General features: G+C 73.2%; 16 protein-coding genes. 13 read left to right on the forward strand and 3 right to left on the reverse strand.

Annotated elements, in window-relative coordinates; genetic code table 11:
• Positions 1–114: 114 nt before the first annotated feature.
• Positions 115–1,245, reverse strand: coding sequence for a phosphoserine transaminase (serC, locus tag ACTWM8_RS02860; protein WP_446212435.1), 1,131 nt, complete (start codon positions 1,243–1,245; stop codon positions 115–117).
• Positions 1,246–1,652: 407 nt separating this feature from the next.
• Positions 1,653–2,759, reverse strand: coding sequence for a citrate synthase 2 (locus tag ACTWM8_RS02865; RefSeq protein WP_446212436.1), 1,107 nt, complete (start codon positions 2,757–2,759; stop codon positions 1,653–1,655).
• Positions 2,760–3,031: 272 nt separating this feature from the next.
• On the opposite strand from ACTWM8_RS02865, the gene pdxH reads away from it, so the two are divergent.
• From pdxH to ACTWM8_RS02900, 7 genes are all read left to right on the forward strand, one after another.
• Positions 3,032–3,661 (forward strand): pyridoxamine 5'-phosphate oxidase, encoded by a 630-nt coding sequence (gene pdxH / locus ACTWM8_RS02870; protein ID WP_446214447.1) that lies wholly within the window; start codon positions 3,032–3,034, stop codon positions 3,659–3,661.
• Positions 3,658–4,953, forward strand: coding sequence for an MFS transporter (locus ACTWM8_RS02875; RefSeq protein ID WP_446212437.1), 1,296 nt, complete (start codon positions 3,658–3,660; stop codon positions 4,951–4,953). Before pdxH ends, ACTWM8_RS02875 begins: the two co-directional genes overlap by 4 nt.
• 153 nt (positions 4,954–5,106) lie before the next feature.
• Positions 5,107–6,036 carry an aldose 1-epimerase family protein gene (locus tag ACTWM8_RS02880; RefSeq protein ID WP_446212438.1) on the forward strand — a complete coding sequence of 310 codons (930 nt, stop codon included), beginning with the start codon at positions 5,107–5,109 and terminating at the stop codon, positions 6,034–6,036.
• Positions 6,037–6,047: 11 nt separating this feature from the next.
• Entirely contained in the window at positions 6,048–6,650 is a 603-nt protein-coding gene (locus ACTWM8_RS02885) for a nitroreductase family protein (RefSeq protein ID WP_334572712.1), read from the forward strand.
• A gap of 179 nt (positions 6,651–6,829) precedes the next feature.
• Positions 6,830–7,135 carry a type II toxin-antitoxin system VapB family antitoxin gene (locus ACTWM8_RS02890; RefSeq protein ID WP_154940070.1) on the forward strand — a complete coding sequence of 102 codons (306 nt, stop codon included), beginning with the start codon at positions 6,830–6,832 and terminating at the stop codon, positions 7,133–7,135.
• A 31-nt stretch (positions 7,136–7,166) separates the two neighbouring features.
• Entirely contained in the window at positions 7,167–8,330 is a 1,164-nt protein-coding gene (locus ACTWM8_RS02895; RefSeq protein ID WP_377604989.1) for an acyl-CoA dehydrogenase family protein, read from the forward strand.
• A 98-nt stretch (positions 8,331–8,428) separates the two neighbouring features.
• Positions 8,429–9,193, forward strand: coding sequence for a DUF4230 domain-containing protein (locus tag ACTWM8_RS02900; protein WP_446212439.1), 765 nt, complete (start codon positions 8,429–8,431; stop codon positions 9,191–9,193).
• A 58-nt stretch (positions 9,194–9,251) separates the two neighbouring features.
• Here the strand turns inward: ACTWM8_RS02900 and ACTWM8_RS02905 are convergent, their stop codons facing one another.
• Positions 9,252–9,455, reverse strand: a complete 204-nt coding sequence (locus tag ACTWM8_RS02905; protein ID WP_154940064.1) for a PspC domain-containing protein — start codon at positions 9,453–9,455, stop codon at positions 9,252–9,254.
• Positions 9,456–9,772: 317 nt separating this feature from the next.
• Between ACTWM8_RS02905 and ACTWM8_RS02910 the strand changes: the two genes are divergently transcribed.
• From ACTWM8_RS02910 to ACTWM8_RS02935, 6 genes are all read left to right on the forward strand, one after another.
• Complete coding sequence (locus tag ACTWM8_RS02910; protein ID WP_446212440.1) at positions 9,773–11,143, forward strand: L-serine ammonia-lyase; 1,371 nt, start codon at positions 9,773–9,775, stop codon at positions 11,141–11,143.
• A gap of 58 nt (positions 11,144–11,201) precedes the next feature.
• The gene (locus ACTWM8_RS02915) at positions 11,202–12,029 is read left to right on the forward strand and encodes an ABC transporter permease (protein ID WP_446212441.1); all 828 of its coding nucleotides are present in this window, start codon (positions 11,202–11,204) and stop codon (positions 12,027–12,029) included.
• Between the two features lies 1 nt (position 12,030).
• Positions 12,031–12,774 carry an ABC transporter ATP-binding protein gene (locus ACTWM8_RS02920; RefSeq protein ID WP_446212442.1) on the forward strand — a complete coding sequence of 248 codons (744 nt, stop codon included), beginning with the start codon at positions 12,031–12,033 and terminating at the stop codon, positions 12,772–12,774.
• Positions 12,771–14,723, forward strand: a complete 1,953-nt coding sequence (locus ACTWM8_RS02925) for a DUF5941 domain-containing protein (protein WP_446212443.1) — start codon at positions 12,771–12,773, stop codon at positions 14,721–14,723. Before ACTWM8_RS02920 ends, ACTWM8_RS02925 begins: the two co-directional genes overlap by 4 nt.
• Before the next feature lie 18 nt (positions 14,724–14,741).
• Positions 14,742–16,919, forward strand: a complete 2,178-nt coding sequence (locus ACTWM8_RS02930) for a bifunctional glycosyltransferase/CDP-glycerol:glycerophosphate glycerophosphotransferase (RefSeq protein ID WP_446212444.1) — start codon at positions 14,742–14,744, stop codon at positions 16,917–16,919.
• Positions 16,920–17,006: 87 nt separating this feature from the next.
• Positions 17,007–18,365 carry an ABC transporter ATP-binding protein gene (locus ACTWM8_RS02935; RefSeq protein WP_446212445.1) on the forward strand — a complete coding sequence of 453 codons (1,359 nt, stop codon included), beginning with the start codon at positions 17,007–17,009 and terminating at the stop codon, positions 18,363–18,365.
• Positions 18,366–18,437: the final 72 nt, after the last annotated feature.

The raw sequence follows: 18,437 nt of genomic DNA on the forward strand, positions 1-18,437 counted from the left end.
GTACGCTCCTCTACCCGAAGGTGGGGGATGCGACACCCGCATGTCGCGACTGAGCTGCGACGATGATCACGGTGGGTGGTCAATGGAGCCTCGTCGACCACCCACCGTGACTGTCTACTGGAGCCGATCCACCACGTAGTCGATGGAGGCGGTCAGCGCCTCCACGTCGGCCGGCTCGACCGCCGGGAAGAGCGCGACGCGGAGCTGGTTGCGGCCCAGCTTCCGGTACGGCTCGGTGTCCACGATGCCGTTGGCGCGCAGCACCTTGGCGATCGCCGAGGCGTCCACCCCGTCGGCGAAGTCGATCGTGGCGACCACGTTGGAGCGCAGCGCCGGGTCGGCGACGAACGGCGTGGCCACGTCGGAGCGCTCGGCCCAGCCGTACACGATGCCCGCGCTCTCGGCGGTGCGCTTGGCCGCCCAGGCCAGCCCGCCCTGCGAGTTCATCCAGTCGGTCTGCTCGGCCGCCAGGAAGATGGTGGCCAGCGCCGGCGTGTTGTACGTCTGCTCCAGCCGCGAGTTGTCGATCGCGGTGACCAGGTCGAGGAAGGCCGGGATGTAGCGGCCGGACGCCTTGATCTCGGTGGCCCGCTCCAGCGCGGCCGGCGACATCAGGGCCAGCCAGAGGCCACCGTCGGAGCCGAAGCACTTCTGCGGCGCGAAGTAGTAGACGTCGGTCTCGCCGACGTTGACCTCCAGGCCGCCCGCGCCCGAGGTGGCGTCGACCAGCAGCAGCGAGCCGGGGTCGGCGCCGGGCACCCGGCTGATCGGCACCGCGACGCCGGTGGAGGTCTCGTTGTGCGGGGTGGCGTAGACGTCCACGCCCGCCTCGGCGACCAGCGTCGGCGCGGTACCCGCCGCGGACTTGCGGACCGTCGGCTCGCCGAGGAACGGCGCGTCCGCGACCGACTTGGCGAACTTCGCGCCGAACTCGCCGAAGCTGGCGAACTGGGCGCGGTCGCGGACCAGGCCGAAGGTGGCGACCTCCCAGAAGGCGGTGGTGCCACCGTTGCCGATGATCACCTCGTAGCCCTCGGGGAGGGAGAAGAACTCGGCGATCCCCCGGCGCAGGCGGGCCACCTCGTCGCGGACGGTCTTCTGCCGGTGCGAGGTGCCCAGGTAGCTGGTGGCCACGTCCGCGAGAGCGGAGACGGCTGCCGGACGGACCTTGGACGGCCCGCAGCCGAACCGTCCGTCGGCGGGCTTGATGTCGTCGGGAATCCGGATGGTCGGTGCGTCAGCCACGGTTGTCGAGATCCTTCCGCATGGGCGAGGGCGGGCCCTTCACCGGGCGGGGACCTGCGGCGGACGCGTGCGCGGACGCACGGGCGGCCGGGATCTCCAGCCCGGTCCGGCGGCACTGCCGAGCCTTCATCCTCGCACTTCGCCCCGGCGCCATCGCCGTCGGTCCCACGCCGGCTCCTGAGGCGTACGCCACAGAGCGGCGGGTGCGGCCGGGCGGACGTACCGGCCGGTCGGCCGACCGCTAGATCGACTCCGTGTCGGCGATGTGGCGGTGTCGCGGCGGCTCGGATACCGCCATGTCGCCGACATGGCGAGCCGACGCCAACGTCAGTGCCGAGGCCGGCCGGGGCGCGGAAACGGCGGAACCCCCGCCCGGCGGGTGGGCGGGGGTTCCGGGGGTACGCGGGTCAGACGCCGTGCGGGATGGCGTCCCAGCCCTCGACCTCCTGCGGCTTGCGGGGGCGGGGGCCGACGTAGCGGGCGGACGGCCGGACCAGCCGCTGGAGCTTCTTCTGCTCCAGGATGTGCGCGCTCCAGCCGCCCATCCGGGCGCAGGTGAACATCGAGGTGAACATGTGCGCGGGCACCTCGGCGAAGTCCAGCACCACGGCCGACCAGAACTCGACGTTGGTGGCGAGCACCCGGTCCGGGCGGCGGGCCTGGAGCTCGGCCAGCGCGGCCTTCTCCAGCGCCTCGGCGATCTCGAAGCGCGGCGCGCCCAGCTCCTTGGCGGTCCGGCGCAGCACGCGGGCGCGCGGGTCCTCGGCCCGGTAGACCCGGTGGCCGAAGCCCATCAACCGCTCGCCACGGTCGAGGACGCCTTTGACGTACCCCTCGGCGTCGCCGCTGCGCTCGACGGCCTCCAGCATGCTCAGCACCCGGCTCGGGGCGCCGCCGTGCAGCGGGCCGGAGAGGGCGCCGATGCCGGAGGAGATGCAGGCCGCGGCGTCGGCGCCGGTGGAGGCGACGATCCGGGTGGTGAAGGTGGAGGCGTTCAGGCCGTGCTCGGCGGCCGAGATGAAGTACGCGTCGACGGCCTTGACGTGCCTCGGGTCGGGCTCGCCGCGCCAGCGCTTCATGAAGCGCTCGACGATCGTCTCGGCCTTGTCGATCTCCTTCTGCGGCACGGCGGGCAGGCCGAGGCCGCGGGCCGACTGGGCGACGAAGGACAGCGCGGTCACCGAGACCCGGGCCAGGTCCTCGCGGGCCTGCTCGTCGGAGATGTCCAGCAGCTGGTCGAGCCCCCAGTACGGGGCCAGCATGGCGACCGCGGACTGCACGTCGACGCGGATGTCGCCGGAGTGCACCGGCACCGGGAACGGCTCCGCCGGCGGCAGGCCCGGGCCGAACCGCCCGTCGACCAGCAGCGCCCAGACGTTGCCGAAGGAGACCTGGCCGATCAGATCCTCGATGTCGACGCCGCGGTAGCGCAGCGCGCCACCCTCGCGGTCCGGTTCGGCGATCTCGGTCTCGAAGGCTACGACGCCCTCCAGGCCCGGTTTGAAGTCAGACATGTCGTCTCCTGGCTTCCGGCTCGGTGCGCCCGCGCGGGCTCAGTCCGGCCCAGACCTTAGGCGACCCTCAGGGATGGTTTCGTGACATCTTGCCTGCTCGGTAACCAAGTGCGCGACCCGCTGCGACTGTGCCGCACATGACATCCCCGCCGGTGGAGGCCGTCACGCCCTCGGTGACACTCTTTCGTGGGGGCTGGCCAGCGTCGGGGGACGCGGGCGCCGCCACGAAATGGAGAAGCGACGTGACGGGCGACACACCACCGCCGGCGGCCATGCGTAACGAGTACGCCGCCGACCTGGGCCTTTCCGAGGCCGATCTGGCCGCGGACTGGTACACCCAGTTCGACCGCTGGTTCGCCGACGCGGTCGCCGCCGGGCTGCCCGAGCCGAACGCGATGGTCGTCGGCACCGCCGACGCCGCCGGCCGCCCCAGCGGCCGCACCGTGCTGCTCAAGGGCTACGACCCGGAGGGCTTCGTCTTCTACACCAACTACACCTCCCGCAAGGGCGGCGAGGCGACCGCCAACCCGCACGCCAGCCTGGTCTTCCCCTGGTTCCCGATGCAGCGGCAGGTGGTCATCGCCGGTTCGGTGGAGCGGGTCGACCGGGCGGAGACCGAGGCGTACTTCGCCAGCCGGCCGCGCGGGTCGCAGCTCGGGGCCTGGGCCAGCGCCCAGTCCCGGGTGATCCCCGACCGGGCGGCGCTGGACGAGGCGTACGAGGCGGTGGTGGCGCGCTTCGCCGACGTGGCGCAGATCCCCGCGCCGCCGCACTGGGGCGGCTTCCGGGTCCGGCCCGAGTCGGTGGAGTTCTGGCAGGGCCGGGTGAGCCGGCTGCACGACCGGCTGCGGTTCCGCCGTGCCGACGGCGGCGACTGGGTCGTGGAGCGGTTGGCTCCGTGACCGCGACCAAGGAGACCCGGCCGCGCGGGGCGCGCCGCTGGGCGATCGACCTGCGTCCGCTGGCGGTGCCGGAGTTCCGGCGGATCTGGCTCGGCGGCGGCATCGCCATGCTCGGATTCCAGTTCACGGCGGTGGCCGTGCCGGTGGAGATGTACGCGCTGACCCGGGACTCGTTCTGGGTCGGCCTGCTCGGCGTGGCCGCGTTCCTGCCGCTGCTGGTCTTCGGGCTCTGGGGCGGGGCGGTCGCCGACGCCCGGGACCGGCGGGGCGTGCTGCTGGTCAGTCAGGCGCTGCTCTGGGCGTCGATGCTGGCGCTGCTGCTCCAGGCGGTGCTCCGGGTGGGCAGCCCGGTGCTGCTGCTGGCCCTGGTGGCGCTCCAGTCGGTCGGCTTCGCGGTCAGCGGGGCGGCCCGCACGGCGAGCCTTCCCCGGCTCGTCCCGGCCGAGCTGGTGCCCGCCGCCAGCACGCTGAACTTCACCACGTACACCGCCGCGTCGGTGGCCGGGCCGCTGCTGGCCGGGCTGATCCTCGCGAGCTGGCGGACGGACGTCGCGCTGCCGATCGCGTACGGCCTGGACATGGTCCTGTTCACCGCCGCCGTCTGGGCGACCGTACGGATGCCGGCGCTGCCGCCCGAGCCGGACCCGGACGGCGACGGCAGCCCCCGCAAGGCCGGCCTGGCCAGCATCGTCGACGGGCTCCGCTACCTGGCCACCACGCCGGTGCTGATGCTCTCGTTCGCCATCGACCTGATCGCGATGATCCTGGCCATGCCCCGGGCGCTCTTCCCCGAGGTGGCCCAGGAACGGTTCGGCGGCGGCGCGGCCGTCGGCTGGCTGTACGGCGCGATCTCGCTCGGCGCGATGCTCGGTGGGCTCACCTCCGGCTGGATCGGCCGGCTCCGCCGGCAGGGCCTGGTGCTGGTGGTGGCGGTGGTCGGCTGGGGCCTCGCGGTGGCCGCGGCCGGGCTGGCCCGCCAGCTCTGGCTGGTCGTGCTGCTGCTCGCCCTGGCCGGGGCGTCCGACCTGGTCAGCGCGGTGCTCCGGCAGTCGATGCTGCTGGTCTACGCGCCGGACCGGATGCGCGGGCGGCTCCAGGGCGTCAACACGGTGGTCATCGCCGGCGGGCCGCGCCTGGGCGACCTGCGCGCCGGTGCGGTGGCGGCCGGGTTCGGCACCGGCGTGGCCTGGGTGGGCGGGGGCCTGGTCTCCGCGGTGCTCGCCGTCGCGCTGGTGGTGGTCTTCCCGGCGCTGCTGCGCTACCGGGCCACCCCGGCCGCCGACCGGGACTGAACCGGCCTTCGCCGGCGGGCGGGTCGCGGCGGGTCGCCGACCGGGACTGAACCGTCCGCCGCTGGCGGGTCGCGGCGGGCCGGGCGACCGCTGGGCGGGAAGCGGCTCGGCAGGTCCGACGGGGGCGGGGGCGGACGACTAAGGTCGCCAGACATGGAGAAGGCCGGAACCCGCCCGCCGTCCGGGACACAGTGGACCATTGCCGCCGACGGCCACGAGGCGGTCATCGTCGAGGTCGGCGGTGGGCTGCGGTCGTACCGGCACGACGGCGTGGACTACGTCGACGGGTACGCCGTCGACGAGATCTGCCCCGGATCGGCCGGGCACGTGCTGGCGCCCTGGCCGAACCGGATCCGCGACGGGCAGTACACCTTCGGGGAGCGCGCGTTGCAGCTCGATCTGAGCGAGCCGGCCCGGCGGAACGCGATCCACGGCCTGGTCAGCTGGGTGTCGTGGCACCTGGTCGAGCAGTCCGCCGACGCGGTCACCGTCGGGTACGACCTGCCGCCGACCCCGGGCTACCCGTGGCCGCTGCGGCTGCGGAACCGGTGGAGCGTCGGCGCGGACGGCCTGCGGGTCGAGCACGAGGCGACGAACCTCGGCGCGGAGGAGGCGCCGTACGGCTACTCGATGCACCCCTACCTGCGGCTGCCCGGCGTACCGGTGGACGAGGTGTCGCTGCGCGTACCGGGGCGGATCCGGGTGCTGCTGGACGGCCGCCTGCTCCCCATCGCCGCCACGCCGGTGGCCGGCACCGAGTACGACTTCACCGAGCCCCGCCCGATCGGCGACGCGGTGCTCGACCTGGCCTTCGGTGACCTGGTGCGGGACGCCGACGGGGGCACGGCGGTGACCCTGGCCGCCCCCGACGGCTCCGCCACGGTGCAGATCTGGGCGGACCGGGAGTTCGGTTGGTGGCAGGTCTTCACCGGGGACACGCTGACCGGTCAGCGGCACCGGCGGTCGGTGGCGGTGGAGCCGATGACCTGCCCGGCGGACGCGTTCCGCTCCGGCAAGGACCTGATCACGCTGAAGCCCGGCGGCACCTGGCAGGGCGCCTGGGGCCTGCGGCCCGGCGTCTGAGCGGCGGGGACATGGAGTTCGGCGAGGTCGTCCGGCGACGGCGGATGGTGCGCAACTACGACCCGGACCGTCCCGTCCCGCCGGACGTGGTGGACCGGCTGCTCGACCACGCGGTGCGGGCGCCGTCGGCCGGGTTCGCGCAGGGCTGGGGCTTCCTGGTGCTGGAGACCCCGGAGGACCGGGAGCGGTTCTGGACGGCGGCCACCCCGGGCGGCGGCGGCCGGGAGCGCTGGCTGGCCGGGATGCGCCGAGCCCCGCTGATCGTGGTGCCGCACGCCAACCGCTCCGCCTACCTGGAGCGGTACGCCGAGCCGGACAAGGGCTGGGCGGACCGGGCGGCGGAACGCTGGCCGGTGCCCTACTGGTACGTCGACACCGGCTTCGCCGCGCTGCTCATGCTGCTCACCGCCGTCGACGAGGGGCTGGGAGCCTGCTTCTTCGGCATCCCGCCGCAGCGGCTGGACGCCTACCGGGAGGCGTTCGGGGTGCCCGAGGAGTACCAGCCGATCGGCGCGGTGACCGTGGGTTACCGAGCGCCCGACCATCGGTCACCGTCCCTGCGTCGGGGGCGTCGGCCGGTCGGCGAGGTGGTCCGGCGCGGCCGGTGGAGTTGAGCGTGGTTCATGCGGTCCCGGGAGGGTATCGGCGGTAGTGAAACCGACATGAGGGAGTAAAACGCAGTGTGGCGGAGGCGGTTAGGCTGGCACGGTCATCGGTGCCGCACCGCGCGGCACCACGGCGTGACCCGGCTCCGCGCCGTCGGTCGGCCCGGCCACGGGGAGGGGAGCGTGCCGTGATCTTCAGAGCGGTCCGGGACGGGCGTCCGTACCCGGAGCACAACTTCACGCTCAAGCAGTGGGCGGAGATCCCGCCGCGCCCGCTGCGGCTGGACCAGCTCATCACCACCAAGCGGGAGCTGGCGCTGGACAAGCTCCTCGCCGAGGACTCGACCTTCTACGGCGACCTCTTCCCGCACGTCGTGCAGTGGAACGGCGGGCTCTACCTGGAGGACGGGCTGCACCGCGCGCTGCGCGCGGCGTTGCAGCAGCGCAACCAGATCCACGCCCGGGTGCTGGTGCTGGGCGGCCAGGAGGGATGACGCCCTCCTGACGACTCGTTAAGGTGGCCCCATGACCGCACCCCTGGACCTGCTCGACGTGGATGCCTCGCTCAGCGAGGAGGAGCGGCAGATCCGCGCCGTCGTGCGCCAGCTCGTCGACGACCGGGTACGCCCGCACGTCGCCGACTGGTACGAGCAGGGCCAGGTGCCGGCCCGCGAGCTGGCCCGGGAGTTCGGCAAGCTCGGCCTGCTCGGCATGCACCTGACCGGGTACGGCTGCGCCGGCGCCTCGGCGGTCGCGTACGGGCTGGCCTGCCTGGAGTTGGAGGCCGGCGACTCCGGCATCCGCTCGCTGGTCTCGGTGCAGGGCTCGCTCGCCATGTACGCCATCTGGCGCTACGGCAGCGAGGAGCAGAAGCAGCGCTGGCTGCCGGCGATGGCTGCCGGCGAGGCGATCGGCTGCTTCGGCCTGACCGAGCCCGACCACGGCTCCGACCCGGCCTCGATGGCCACCCGGGCCCGCCGCGACGGCGACGACTGGGTGCTCAACGGCGCCAAGATGTGGATCACCAACGCGCCGATCGCCGAGGTCGGCGTGATCTGGGCGCGCACCGACGAGGGGGTACGCGGTTTCGCCGTACCGATGGACACGCCGGGGGTGACGGCGCGCGAGATCCGGCAGAAGATGTCGCTGCGCGCCTCGCTGACCGGCGAGATCGCCCTCGACGACGTCCGGCTGCCGGCGGACGCCCAGCTGCCCGGGGCGATCGGGCTGAAGGCCCCGCTGAGCTGCCTGACCGAGGCCCGCCACGGCATCGTCTGGGGCGCGCTCGGTGCGGCCCGCGACTGCCTGTCGACGGCGCTGGACTACGCGACCACCCGGACCCAGTTCGGCCGGCCGCTGGCCGGCTTCCAGCTCACCCAGGCCAAGCTCGCCGACATGGCCGTCGAGTGGAACAAGGGCTACCTGCTGGCGCTGCACCTGGGCCGGCTCGCCGACGCCGGGAAGCTGCGCCCGGAGCAGGTCAGCGTGGGCAAGCTGAACAACGTGCGGGAGGCGCTGGCGATCGCCCGCCAGTGCCGGACGATCCTCGGTGCGAACGGCGTCTCGGGCGAGTACCCGGTGATGCGGCACGCCAACAACCTGGAGAGCGTGCTGACCTACGAGGGCACCTCGGAGATCCATCAGCTGGTCATCGGGCAGAAGCTGACCGGGGTCTCCGCCTTCGCCTGAGCGGCGCTTCACCCGATCGGGTCGCTCGACGCGCGGGTGTCGTATCCGGCACGTACCGTCATCGCTAGACGACGTGTCTGACGAGGACGGTGAGGGCCATGGCCCGCGACGGTGACATCAACGAGCCCACCAGGGAGTTCCCCGGCTACCCGACCGCCGACACCCTTCCGGCCCGGTCGGACGACACCTCCCCGCCGCGGCCGGGCGGGTCGGCACCCTCCGGCGGGCCCACCCGGGGCCTGCTCATGGTGCTGGGCGCGGCGGCGCTGGCGGTGGTGGTGCTGCTCGGCGCCCAGGCGACCGGGATCTTCCCCGACTTCCGCAACCCCTTCGCCAAGGAGCAGACCGACCGCAGCCAGCCGCCGCTGCTCAAGTCGATCCAGGACCTCAGCCGCTACGTCGCCGCCGAGGGCAACTTCCAGGTCGTCGTCGACCTGCAGCACGACCGCAACAACGTGCCCGAGTTCCTGCTCAACCAGCGGACCCTCTTCGTCGGGGCGGGCAGCGTGGAGGCGTACGTCGACTTCACCAAGATCTCCGAGGGGGCGGTGGTCGAGTCCGCCGACGGCAAGTCGGTCGAGATCAAGCTGCCGGCGCCGCAGCTCGGCAAGACCAACCTCGACCTGCAGAAGAGCTACGTCTTCGCCGAGGAGCGCGGCCTGCTCAACCGGCTCGGCGAGCTGGTCAACGGTGACCCGAACCGGCAGCAGCAGGTCTACCAGCTCGCCGAGGAACGGATCACCGCGGCGGCGCGCGACAGCGGGCTGACCCAGCGCGCCGAGGAGAACACCCGCAAGATGCTGGAGGGCCTGCTCCGCTCGCTCGGCTACGAGAACGTCACCGTCACCTACGCCGCCCCCTGACCCGAGACCGGCAGCGCCCGCCCCGAGATGTCGGGGCGGGCGCTGCCGTGGGGGGAGGTCAGTAGCGGGTGGCGGCGCGGTCCTCGTTCGGCATCAGCACCCAGAGCACCAGGTAGACGATCACCTGGGTGCCGGGCAGCAGCAGCGACAGCAGGAACAGCAGCCGGATCATGAACGCCGAGGTGTTGAACCGGCGGGCCAGGCCGGCGCAGACGCCGGCGAGCATGCGCCCCTCGCGGGGCCGGACCAGTTTGCGACTCATCGTCGTACTCCCACTCTGCGGCGATCCGCCGCTCTGGAACCAACGGTAGGAAGGGGTGGCCACCGCGCCCTCCGTCGGAAGACGGATCCGGCGGCCCCGTACCCGTAGGTGGTTACCCGCGCCGCTCCCGCCCGACGCACCACCCGGGATGTGTCGTCACCTGCGGCGGAAGGGCGGGAGGTGCGGCGGGCGGGTAGGCTCGCCGGTCGGATGCCGCCCACCACCCCGGGCGGTGCCGACGGCCGCCGGAGACCTCGGCGGGCGGAACCCGGGTCGGACCCGGCACCACCGGGCGCGACGGCGAGGAAAGTGCAGCCATGATCAGTGTTTTCGACCTTTTCAGCGTCGGCATCGGGCCGTCCAGCTCGCACACCGTGGGCCCGATGCGGGCCGCGCGGACGTTCGTCGCCGGGTTGAAGGGCGACGGGCTGCTCGCCGACGTCGTCCGGGTCCAGGCCGAGCTGTTCGGGTCGCTCGGCGCCACCGGGCACGGCCACGGCAGCGACCGGGCCGTGCTGCTCGGGCTGGAGGGCGAGGCGCCGGAGACGGTCGACACCGACACCGTCGGCCCCCGGGTCGCCGCGATCCGCGCCGAGGGCCGGCTGCACCTGCTCGGCGTGCAGGAGATCGACTTCGACCCGGACCGCGACCTGGTGCTGCACCGCCGCCGGTCGCTGCCGTACCACCCGAACGGGATGACCTTCGCGGCCTACGACGCCGCCGGGGCGCAGGTCAGGGCCCGTACCTACTACTCGGTGGGCGGCGGGTTCGTGGTGGACGAGGCGGCCGCCGGGGCGGACCGGATCAAGCCCGACACGACCCGGGTGCGGTACCCCTTCTACACCGGTGCCGAGCTGCTCGACGTGACCGCCGCGACCGGGCTGTCGATCAGCGAGGTGATGCTGGCCAACGAGTGCTCCTGGCGCAGCGAGGCCGACGTGCGGGCCGGCCTGCTGGAGATCTGGCGGGTGATGCGGGAGTGCGTGGCGGCCGGCTGCGAGCACGACGGCGTCCTCCCCGGTGGGCTGAAGGTCCGCCGCCGCGCCGCCGAGCTGCGTCGGAGCCTGGAGGCGGAGACCGACTCCACCGACCCGCTGCGCGCGATGGACTGGGTGACGCTCTTCGCCCTCGCCGTCAACGAGGAGAACGCCGCCGGCGGTCGGGTGGTGACCGCCCCGACCAACGGCGCGGCCGGCATCATCCCGGCGGTGCTGCACTACTACACCCGGTTCACCCCGGGCGCCGACGAGGACGGGGTGGTCCGCTTCCTGCTGGCCGCCGGCGCGATCGGCGTGCTGTTCAAGGAGAACGCCTCGATCTCCGGCGCCGAGGTCGGCTGCCAGGGCGAGGTCGGCTCGGCCTGCTCGATGGCCGCCGGCGGGCTGGCCGAGGCCCTCGGTGGCACGCCGGCGCAGGTGGAGAACGCCGCGGAGATCGGCATGGAGCACAACCTCGGGCTGACCTGCGACCCCGTCGGTGGGCTGGTGCAGATCCCGTGCATCGAGCGGAACGCGGTGGCTAGCATCAAGGCGATCACCGCCGCCCGGTTGGCGCTGCGTGGGGACGGGGTGCACGCCGTCTCGCTGGACAAGGTCATCAAGACCATGCGGGAGACGGGCGCCGACATGAAGGTCAAGTACAAGGAGACGGCGCGCGGCGGCCTGGCCGTCAACGTGATCGAGTGCTGAGGGGCGTTCGTTCACCGACTGCTAACCTGTCGTCCGTCCTGGGAGGCGGGAGGCGACGGTGACCGCTGGCGTCGCGGCGTTGTGGTCGCACCGCAACTCGCTGCGGATCCTGGTCAAGCGGGACCTCGCGGTGAAGTACCAGCAGTCGGTGCTCGGTTACTTCTGGTCGCTGATCGAGCCGCTGGGCATGGGTGCGATCTACTTCTTCGTCTTCGGCGTGCTCTACTCCGGCGACACCGAGCGGCACCTCGGGCAGGCCGCCGAGTCGTACCCGCTCTTCCTGATCACCGGGATCTTCGCCTGGATGTGGACCAGTTCGGCGCTGAGCGAGGCGACCAACGCGCTGACCGGGCAGTCCCGCCTGATCACCACGATGAACGTGCCCCGGCAGGTCTTTCCGATCGGCCGGGTCACCGGCCGGTTCGCCGAGTACGTCGCCGGCCTGCCCATCCTCTTCGCCGTCGCCGCCGTCTACGCCGCGCACGGCAGGATCCACCCCGGCTGGTCGCTGCTCGCCCTGCCGCTGGCCGTGCTGGTGCAGGCCACCCTGCTGGTCGGGCTGTCGCTGCTGCTCTCGGCGGTCAACGTGCTGATGCGCGACGTCGAGCGCTTCATGCGGCTGATCATCCGGGTGCTCTTCTACGCCACGCCGATCATCTACCCGCTGAGCCTGGTCCGGGAGTCCGGGATGCCGGGCTGGGTGAAGGTCGTCTACGAGCTCAACCCGCTGGTCGGCATCTTCCAGCTCCAGCACGCGATCTGGTACCCGGACGAGTTCCCCGACGCCCGGCTGCTGGCCACCACGGTCGCCGGCAGCCTGCTGCTGCTGGTCGCCGGCTGGTGGGCGTTCCGCCGGCTCGAACCCGCCGTGCTCAAGGAGCTGTGAGGTGGCGCCGATCATCGAGGCCGAGGGCCTCGGTATCCGCTTCGTCCGCAACCGCCGGCGGCAGCTGCGGCTGCGCGAGCTGTTCATCCACCGGGGCGGGCGGGGTGCCGCGTCCGGACAGTTCTGGCCGCTGCGGGACGTCTCCTTCACCGTCGAGGCCGGCGAGACGATCGGCGTGATCGGGCGCAACGGCACCGGCAAGAGCACCCTGCTGCGGCTGATCGCCGGGGTGCTCATCCCCGACGAGGGGCGGATCCGGGTGCGCGGCGACGTCGCGCCGCTGCTGGAACTCTCCGCCGGCTTCTCCAACGACCTCACCGGGCGGGAGAACCTCTACCTCGTCGGCGGCCTGCACGGACTGTCGTCGGCGTACCTGAAGCGGCACTTCGACGACATCGTCTCGTTCGCCGGCGAGCAGGTGGAGCGGGCCATCGACACCTCGGTCCGGCACTACTCGTCCGGGATGAAGGTCCGGCTCGGGTTCGCCATCATCTCCCACCTGCCGCACCCGATCCTGCTGATGGACGAGGTGACCGCGGTGGGTGACGCGGAGTTCCGCAAGAAGTGCTATTCGACGATCGACCGACTGCTCGCGGAGGGGCGCACCTTGGTGCTGGTGTCACACAACGAGAAGGACCTGACCCGGTTCTGCCGTCGGGGGCTCTACCTCGACGGCGGGCGGCTGACCGTGGACGGCACGGTCGCCGAGGCGCTCGACGCGTACCACGCCGCGGTCCCGCGGTGACGCTCGCGATCGTGCTCGCCGCCGGTGCGCCGGCCGCGGGTCTGCCCACCGGCGCCGGGGAGACGCTCGCCGACCGGCTGGCCGCCCAGTGGCGCCGGGCCGGGGCGGACGAGGTGCGCGCCGCCGCCGACCTGGACGAGCTGGCCGCCCTGGTCGGCACCGCCACCGGCCCGGTGATCGTCAGCGGGGCCGACCTGGTCGCGCATACCGCCGTACTGAAGCACCTGGCGACCAGCCCGGTCGGCCCGACGGTGGCCCTGGTGCTCACCGACCCGCCGGCGGACGGCCGCACGGCCGTGCGCGAGGAGCGCGGCCAGGTGGTCGAGGCCGGGCCGGAGCTGCCGGACGCCACCGGCGTCTTCGGCGGCGCGCTGCGGGTCGGCGTGGAGGACCTGCCGGCCCTGGCGGCCGCCGCCCGGGCCGCCGCCGCCCGGCCCGCGGCCGGGCCCGCCGTGGACGGGCTCTTCGCCGCGCTCACCGCGCTCGGCACGCTGACCTTCGCCCACCGGGTACGCCTGCTCGTGGCGCACCGGGTCGGCGACCCCGCCGGGCTGCACGCCGCCGAGGCGGCGCTGGCGGGGGTGGACGAGGACAAGGCCGAGCTGCGGCTCTCGGTCAAGGAGCGGGACGACTTCTTCACCACCTACTTCGTCAGCACCTGGTCGCCGTACGTGACGAAGGCGGCGGCCCGGATCGGGCTCGGCCCGACCGCCGTGACCATGCTGTCGGTGCTCCTCGCGGTCGCCGCGGCGGTGTTGTTCGCGGTCGGCGGCCGGCCCGCGCTGGTCAGCGGGGCGGTGCTGCTCTACCTCGGCTTCGTGCTCGACTGCGTGGACGGTCAGCTGGCCCGCTACACCCGGCACTTCAGCGCCTGGGGCGGCTGGCTGGACACGATGGCCGACCGGGCGAAGGAGTACGTGGTCTACGCCGGCCTCGGCTACGGGGCGACGCACGCCGGCTTCCGGTACGGCTGGGCCCTCGCCATCGCCGCGATGACGCTGCAGACCGTGCGGCACATGACCGACACCTGGTACGGCGTGCTGCACGACGAGGCGGCCCGCCGGCCGAAGACGTCGGTGGGCGGGGGTGGCGGTGGGATCGGTGACCGGCTGAACGCCGCCTCGACCCGGGTGCAGGCCGACACCGGCTCGGTGTCGTACTGGCTGAAGCGGACGGTGGTCTTCCCGATCGGCGAGCGGTGGGCGCTGATCGCGCTGACCGTGGCGCTGTTCAACCCGCTGGTCAGTCTGGTCGCGGTGCTGATCTGGGGGACGCTGGCGTTCGCGTACACCGGGGCGCTGCGCACCTTGCGGGCCCGCTGGATGTGGGTGCCGGTGCTGGACACGGTCGACGCCACGCTGCACCGCGACGACGGTCCGCTGGCGGCGCGGCTGCCGGTGGTCCGTCCGATGGGCCCGTTGACGCTGGCGGTGCTGGCGGCGCTGGGTCCGGCGGCGCTGCTGGTCGCGGCGCTGCTGACCGACGACGGTGGGCTGCGCTGGTGGGTGCCGGTGGCGCTGCTGGTGCTGCTGGTCGGCGGGCTGGGGGCCGGTGCGGCGCACAACGGGCCGCTGGACTGGCTGGTCCCGGCCGCGCTGCGGGCCGGGGAGTACCTGTTCGCCATCGCCGTCGGGGTGGTCGGCGGCGCGTCGCCCTGGCTGATCTTCGGCTACGTCCTCGTGCTCACCCTGCACCACTACGACCTGACCGCCCGGCTGGAGAAGCGGCAGGCGGCCCCGCCGCTGCACCGCTGGACGCTGGGCTGGGAGGGGCGGTCGGTGCTGCTGGCGCTGGCGGCGATCGCCGGAAATGTGAGTATCGGTCTGGCTACACTCGGTACGTACCTTCTCGTGGGATTCGTGGCGAGTGTCGTCCTGGCCTGGGTCGTCCTGCCGGCCCGCGCCGCGCGGGTGACGGCCGTCCCGGTGGGAGGCGGTTCGCCGGGCTGACCAAGGGGGGCGGCCGGGATGACCCTGATCAGCTTCGTCGTACCGGCCTACCGGGTGCAGGGCTACCTGCGCGAGTGCCTGGACTCGATCCTCGGGCAGCCCTTCGACGACCTCGAGGTGATCGGCGTCGACGACGCCTCGCCGGACGCCGTCGGCGACATCCTCGACGAGTACGCCGCCCGCGACCCCCGGGTCCGGGCGCTCCGGCTGCCCCGCAACGTCGGGCTCGGTCCGGCCCGCAACGCCGGGCTGGACCGAGCCGTCGGGGAGTACGTCTGGTTCGTCGACGGCGACGACTGGCTCGCCCCGGACTGCCTGCCCGAGGTCGCCGACCGGCTGCGGGCCGGCCGCCCGGACGTCCTCGTGGTGGACCACGTCCGCGCGCACTGGAACGACACCGCCACCCGCAGCGCCATGGCCGAGGTGTTCCCGGAGCCGCCTGCCGAGGCCACCTTCCGGCTGCGGGACCGGCCGGAGACCATGCACCTGCTGCACACCGCCTGGAACCGGGTGGTCCGCCGGGAGTTCCTGGTCGACCTGGGGCTGCGCTTCGCCCCCGGCTGGTACGAGGACGTCTCCTTCACCTATCCGGTGCTGCTGGCCGCCGAGCGGATCGCCGTGCTCGACCGGGTCTGCGTCAACTACCGGCAGCGGCGGGCCGGGGCGATCACCCGGACCCGGGGGGACCGGCACTTCGAGGTCTTCGTGCAGTGGCACCGGGTGTTCGCGCTGATGGACCGCTGGGGTCCGGCGGTGACCGGGCTGCGGCCGGCGGTCTTCGAGCGGATGGTCTGGCACCACCTGACCGTGCTCGGCAACGGCGAACGGATCGCCCCCGCGCTGCGCCCGGCGTTCTTCGCCCAGATGGCCGCCGACCACCGGCGCTTCCGGCCGCCCGAGGGCTACCCCGCGCCGGACGGGCTGGCGGGGCTCAAGCACCGGTTGGTCGCGGCGGGGCGGTGGCGGACGTTCAGCGCGTTGCGCGCGGCGAACCAGGCCCGGGCGACGGCCCGCGGCACCGCCCGGCGGGCGCTGCCGGTGGCCCGGCGTACCGTGCGGCGGACCCGGGACGCGGTGCTGCGCGAGTACTACCGGGCCGAGCTGCGCCGGCCGATCGACCCGACGCTGGCCGTCTATGCCGCGTACTGGTACCGCGGGTACGCCTGCAACCCGGCCGCGATCCACGCCGCCGCCCGCCGGCTGGCCCCGCAGGTCCGGGGGGTGTGGATCGTCCGGCGGGACCGGGTGGACACGCTGCCGCCCGGCACCGAGTACGTGGTCGCCGGCACCCCCGGCTACTACCGGGCACTGGCCCGGGCCAGGTGGCTGGTGAACAACGTCAACTTCCCCGACTTCGTCCGCAAGCGACCCGGCTCGGTGCACGTGCAGACCCACCACGGCACGCCGGTGAAGGTGATGGGCCTGGACCAGCAGCGCTTCCCGCTCGGCGCGGGCGGGATGGACTTCGCCGGGCTGCTGCGCCGGGTGGACCGCTGGGACTACAGCATCACCTCGAACAGCTTCTCCACCCAGATGTGGGACCGGGCCTACCCGGCCTCGTACACCACGTTGGAGGTCGGCTACCCGCGCAACGACCGGCTGGTCGCCGCCACCGCCGGGGAGGTCCGGGAGATCCGGGGCCGGCTCGGTATCGGGCCGGACGAGCGGGTGGTGCTGTACGCGCCGACGCACCGCGAACACCTGCCCCGCTACCGCCCGCCCTTCGACCCGGAGCGGCTGCTCGACGTGCTCGGGCCGTCGGGGCGGCTGCTGATCCGCAGCCACTACTTCCACGACCGCGCCGGCCGGGCCCGCCGGCGTACCGGGGGCCGGGCGGTCGACGTCAGCGACCACCGCTGCGTGGAGGACCTCTATCTCGCGGCGGACGTGCTGGTCACCGACTACTCGTCGGCGATGTTCGACTACGCCGTCCTGGACCGCCCGATCGTCGTGTACGCGCCGGACCGCGACGCCTACGCGCTGGCCCGGGGTGTCTACTTCGACGTGACCGCCGAACCGCCCGGCGCCGTCGCGCTCACCTTCCCCGAGCTGCTGGAACTCTTCCGCTCCGGCGCGGTGACCGGGGTGGAGGCGCAGCGGGCCCGGCAGCGGTTCCGGGGCCGGTTCTGCACCTGGGACGACGGGCACGCCGCGGAGCGGGTGGTCCGTCGGGTCTTCCTCGACGATCCCGCCTGACGCTGTGGTCCCCGCCGACCGGGGGCACTGCCGGTAATCGAACCGTCATGACCGCAACATCGCACGTTTACCCGATGTGCTGATCCGATGATGCTCGTCACAGTCAAGCGGGGTTCGGCCGAGCTGGGGGAGGAGACGGTGACCACCGTCGCGCTCAAGGATGTCACCAAGGTGTTCCCGGACGGGACGCTCGCGGTCGACAGCGTCAATCTGGACGTCAACGACGGCGAGTTCATGGTGCTGCTCGGTCCGTCGGGCTGCGGCAAGTCCACCGTGCTGCGGATGGTCGCCGGCCTGGAGGACCCGAGTTCCGGCGCCGTGATGCTCGACGGCGAGGTCGCCAACGACCTGCAGCCACGGGAGCGCAGGATCGCCATGGTCTTCCAGGACTTCGCGCTCTACCCGCACATGACCGTCGGGGACAACATCGCCTTCCCGCTGCGACTGGCCGGTGTGGAGCCGACCCCGCGCGGGGAGCGGGTGCAGGACGTCGCGGGCGCGCTCGGTATCGGGGACGTCCTCGGCCGCAAGCCGAGCCAGCTCTCCGGCGGCCAGCGGCAGCGGGTGGCGATGGGGCGGGCGATAGTGCGCCGTCCGGGGCTCTTCCTGATGGACGAGCCACTCTCCAACCTGGACAGCGGCCTGCGTGCCGAGCTGCGCGCGGAGATCTCCGGGCTGACCCGGGAGCTGGGCGTCACCACCATCTACGTCACGCACGACCAGGCCGAGGCGCTGACCATGGCCGACCGGGTCGCCATCATGCGCAAGGGCGTCCTCCAGGACGTCGGCACGCCGACCCAGGTGTACGGCCGGCCGGCCACCCTCTACGTCGCGGCGTTCCTGGGCAGCCCCCGGATGAACCTGCTGGAGGCGTCGGTCTACGTCCACCTCGACCGGTACGTGACCCTCACCCTCGGCGAGCAGGCGCTCTACCTGCCGTGGGACGACATCCGCAGCCGGGCGGTGGCGCACTTCCACGGCGAGCGGATCGTGGTCGGTATGCGGGCCGAGGCGCTGACGCCGGTCGCCCCGGACACCCCCGGCGACGTGCTTCAGGGCCGGGTCCGCTACCTGGAGCACCACGGGCACGAGTCGCTGGCCTTCCTCGACATCGGCGCCACCGCGATCGTGGTGGACGAGATGGGCGCCACGGCCGACGACGCGCCGGCCGGGCAGCGCGGGCTGCGCCGGTTCGGGCAGGTCATGCAGCGGCTCACCGGCCGGGCCGGCGAGCTGGAGCCGATCTCCGCCCCGACCGGGGGCGGCAACCGGACCAGCGTGCTCCCCGACCTGGGGCGCCACCACCGCCGTCCCGCCGAGCTCGCGGTACGCCTCGCCCCGTACCCGGCGATCTCGGCGGGTCACCCGATGTCGGTCGCCGTACGGATGGACGCCCTGCACTTCTTCGACGAGCGCGGCGACCGGATCGACGTCGGCTGGCGCTGAGCCGTCAGGCTCGGGCGGGGCTGCGGGCGACCGTGCCCATGCCCTACGGTCAGCGCACCCAAGTCCACTGAG

It is taken from the genome of Micromonospora sp. IBSANI012 (genome assembly GCF_052814045.1).

Bases quoted from the DNA above. Each gene is read 5' to 3' on its own strand.
- ACTWM8_RS02905 (WP_154940064.1), bottom strand. From the start codon at position 9,455: ATGAGTCGCAAACTGGTCCGGCCCCGCGAGGGGCGCATGCTCGCCGGC.
- ACTWM8_RS02885 (WP_334572712.1), top strand. From the start codon at position 6,048: ATGGAGTTCGGCGAGGTCGTCCGGCGACGGCGGATGGTGCGCAACTAC.
- ACTWM8_RS02930 (WP_446212444.1), top strand. From the start codon at position 14,742: ATGACCCTGATCAGCTTCGTCGTACCGGCCTACCGGGTGCAGGGCTAC.
- ACTWM8_RS02895 (WP_377604989.1), top strand. From the start codon at position 7,167: ATGACCGCACCCCTGGACCTGCTCGACGTGGATGCCTCGCTCAGCGAG.
- ACTWM8_RS02880 (WP_446212438.1), top strand. From the start codon at position 5,107: ATGGAGAAGGCCGGAACCCGCCCGCCGTCCGGGACACAGTGGACCATT.
- ACTWM8_RS02910 (WP_446212440.1), top strand. From the start codon at position 9,773: ATGATCAGTGTTTTCGACCTTTTCAGCGTCGGCATCGGGCCGTCCAGC.
- pdxH (WP_446214447.1), top strand. From the start codon at position 3,032: ATGCGTAACGAGTACGCCGCCGACCTGGGCCTTTCCGAGGCCGATCTG.
- ACTWM8_RS02865 (WP_446212436.1), bottom strand. From the start codon at position 2,759: ATGTCTGACTTCAAACCGGGCCTGGAGGGCGTCGTAGCCTTCGAGACC.
- ACTWM8_RS02900 (WP_446212439.1), top strand. From the start codon at position 8,429: ATGGCCCGCGACGGTGACATCAACGAGCCCACCAGGGAGTTCCCCGGC.
- ACTWM8_RS02935 (WP_446212445.1), top strand. From the start codon at position 17,007: ATGATGCTCGTCACAGTCAAGCGGGGTTCGGCCGAGCTGGGGGAGGAG.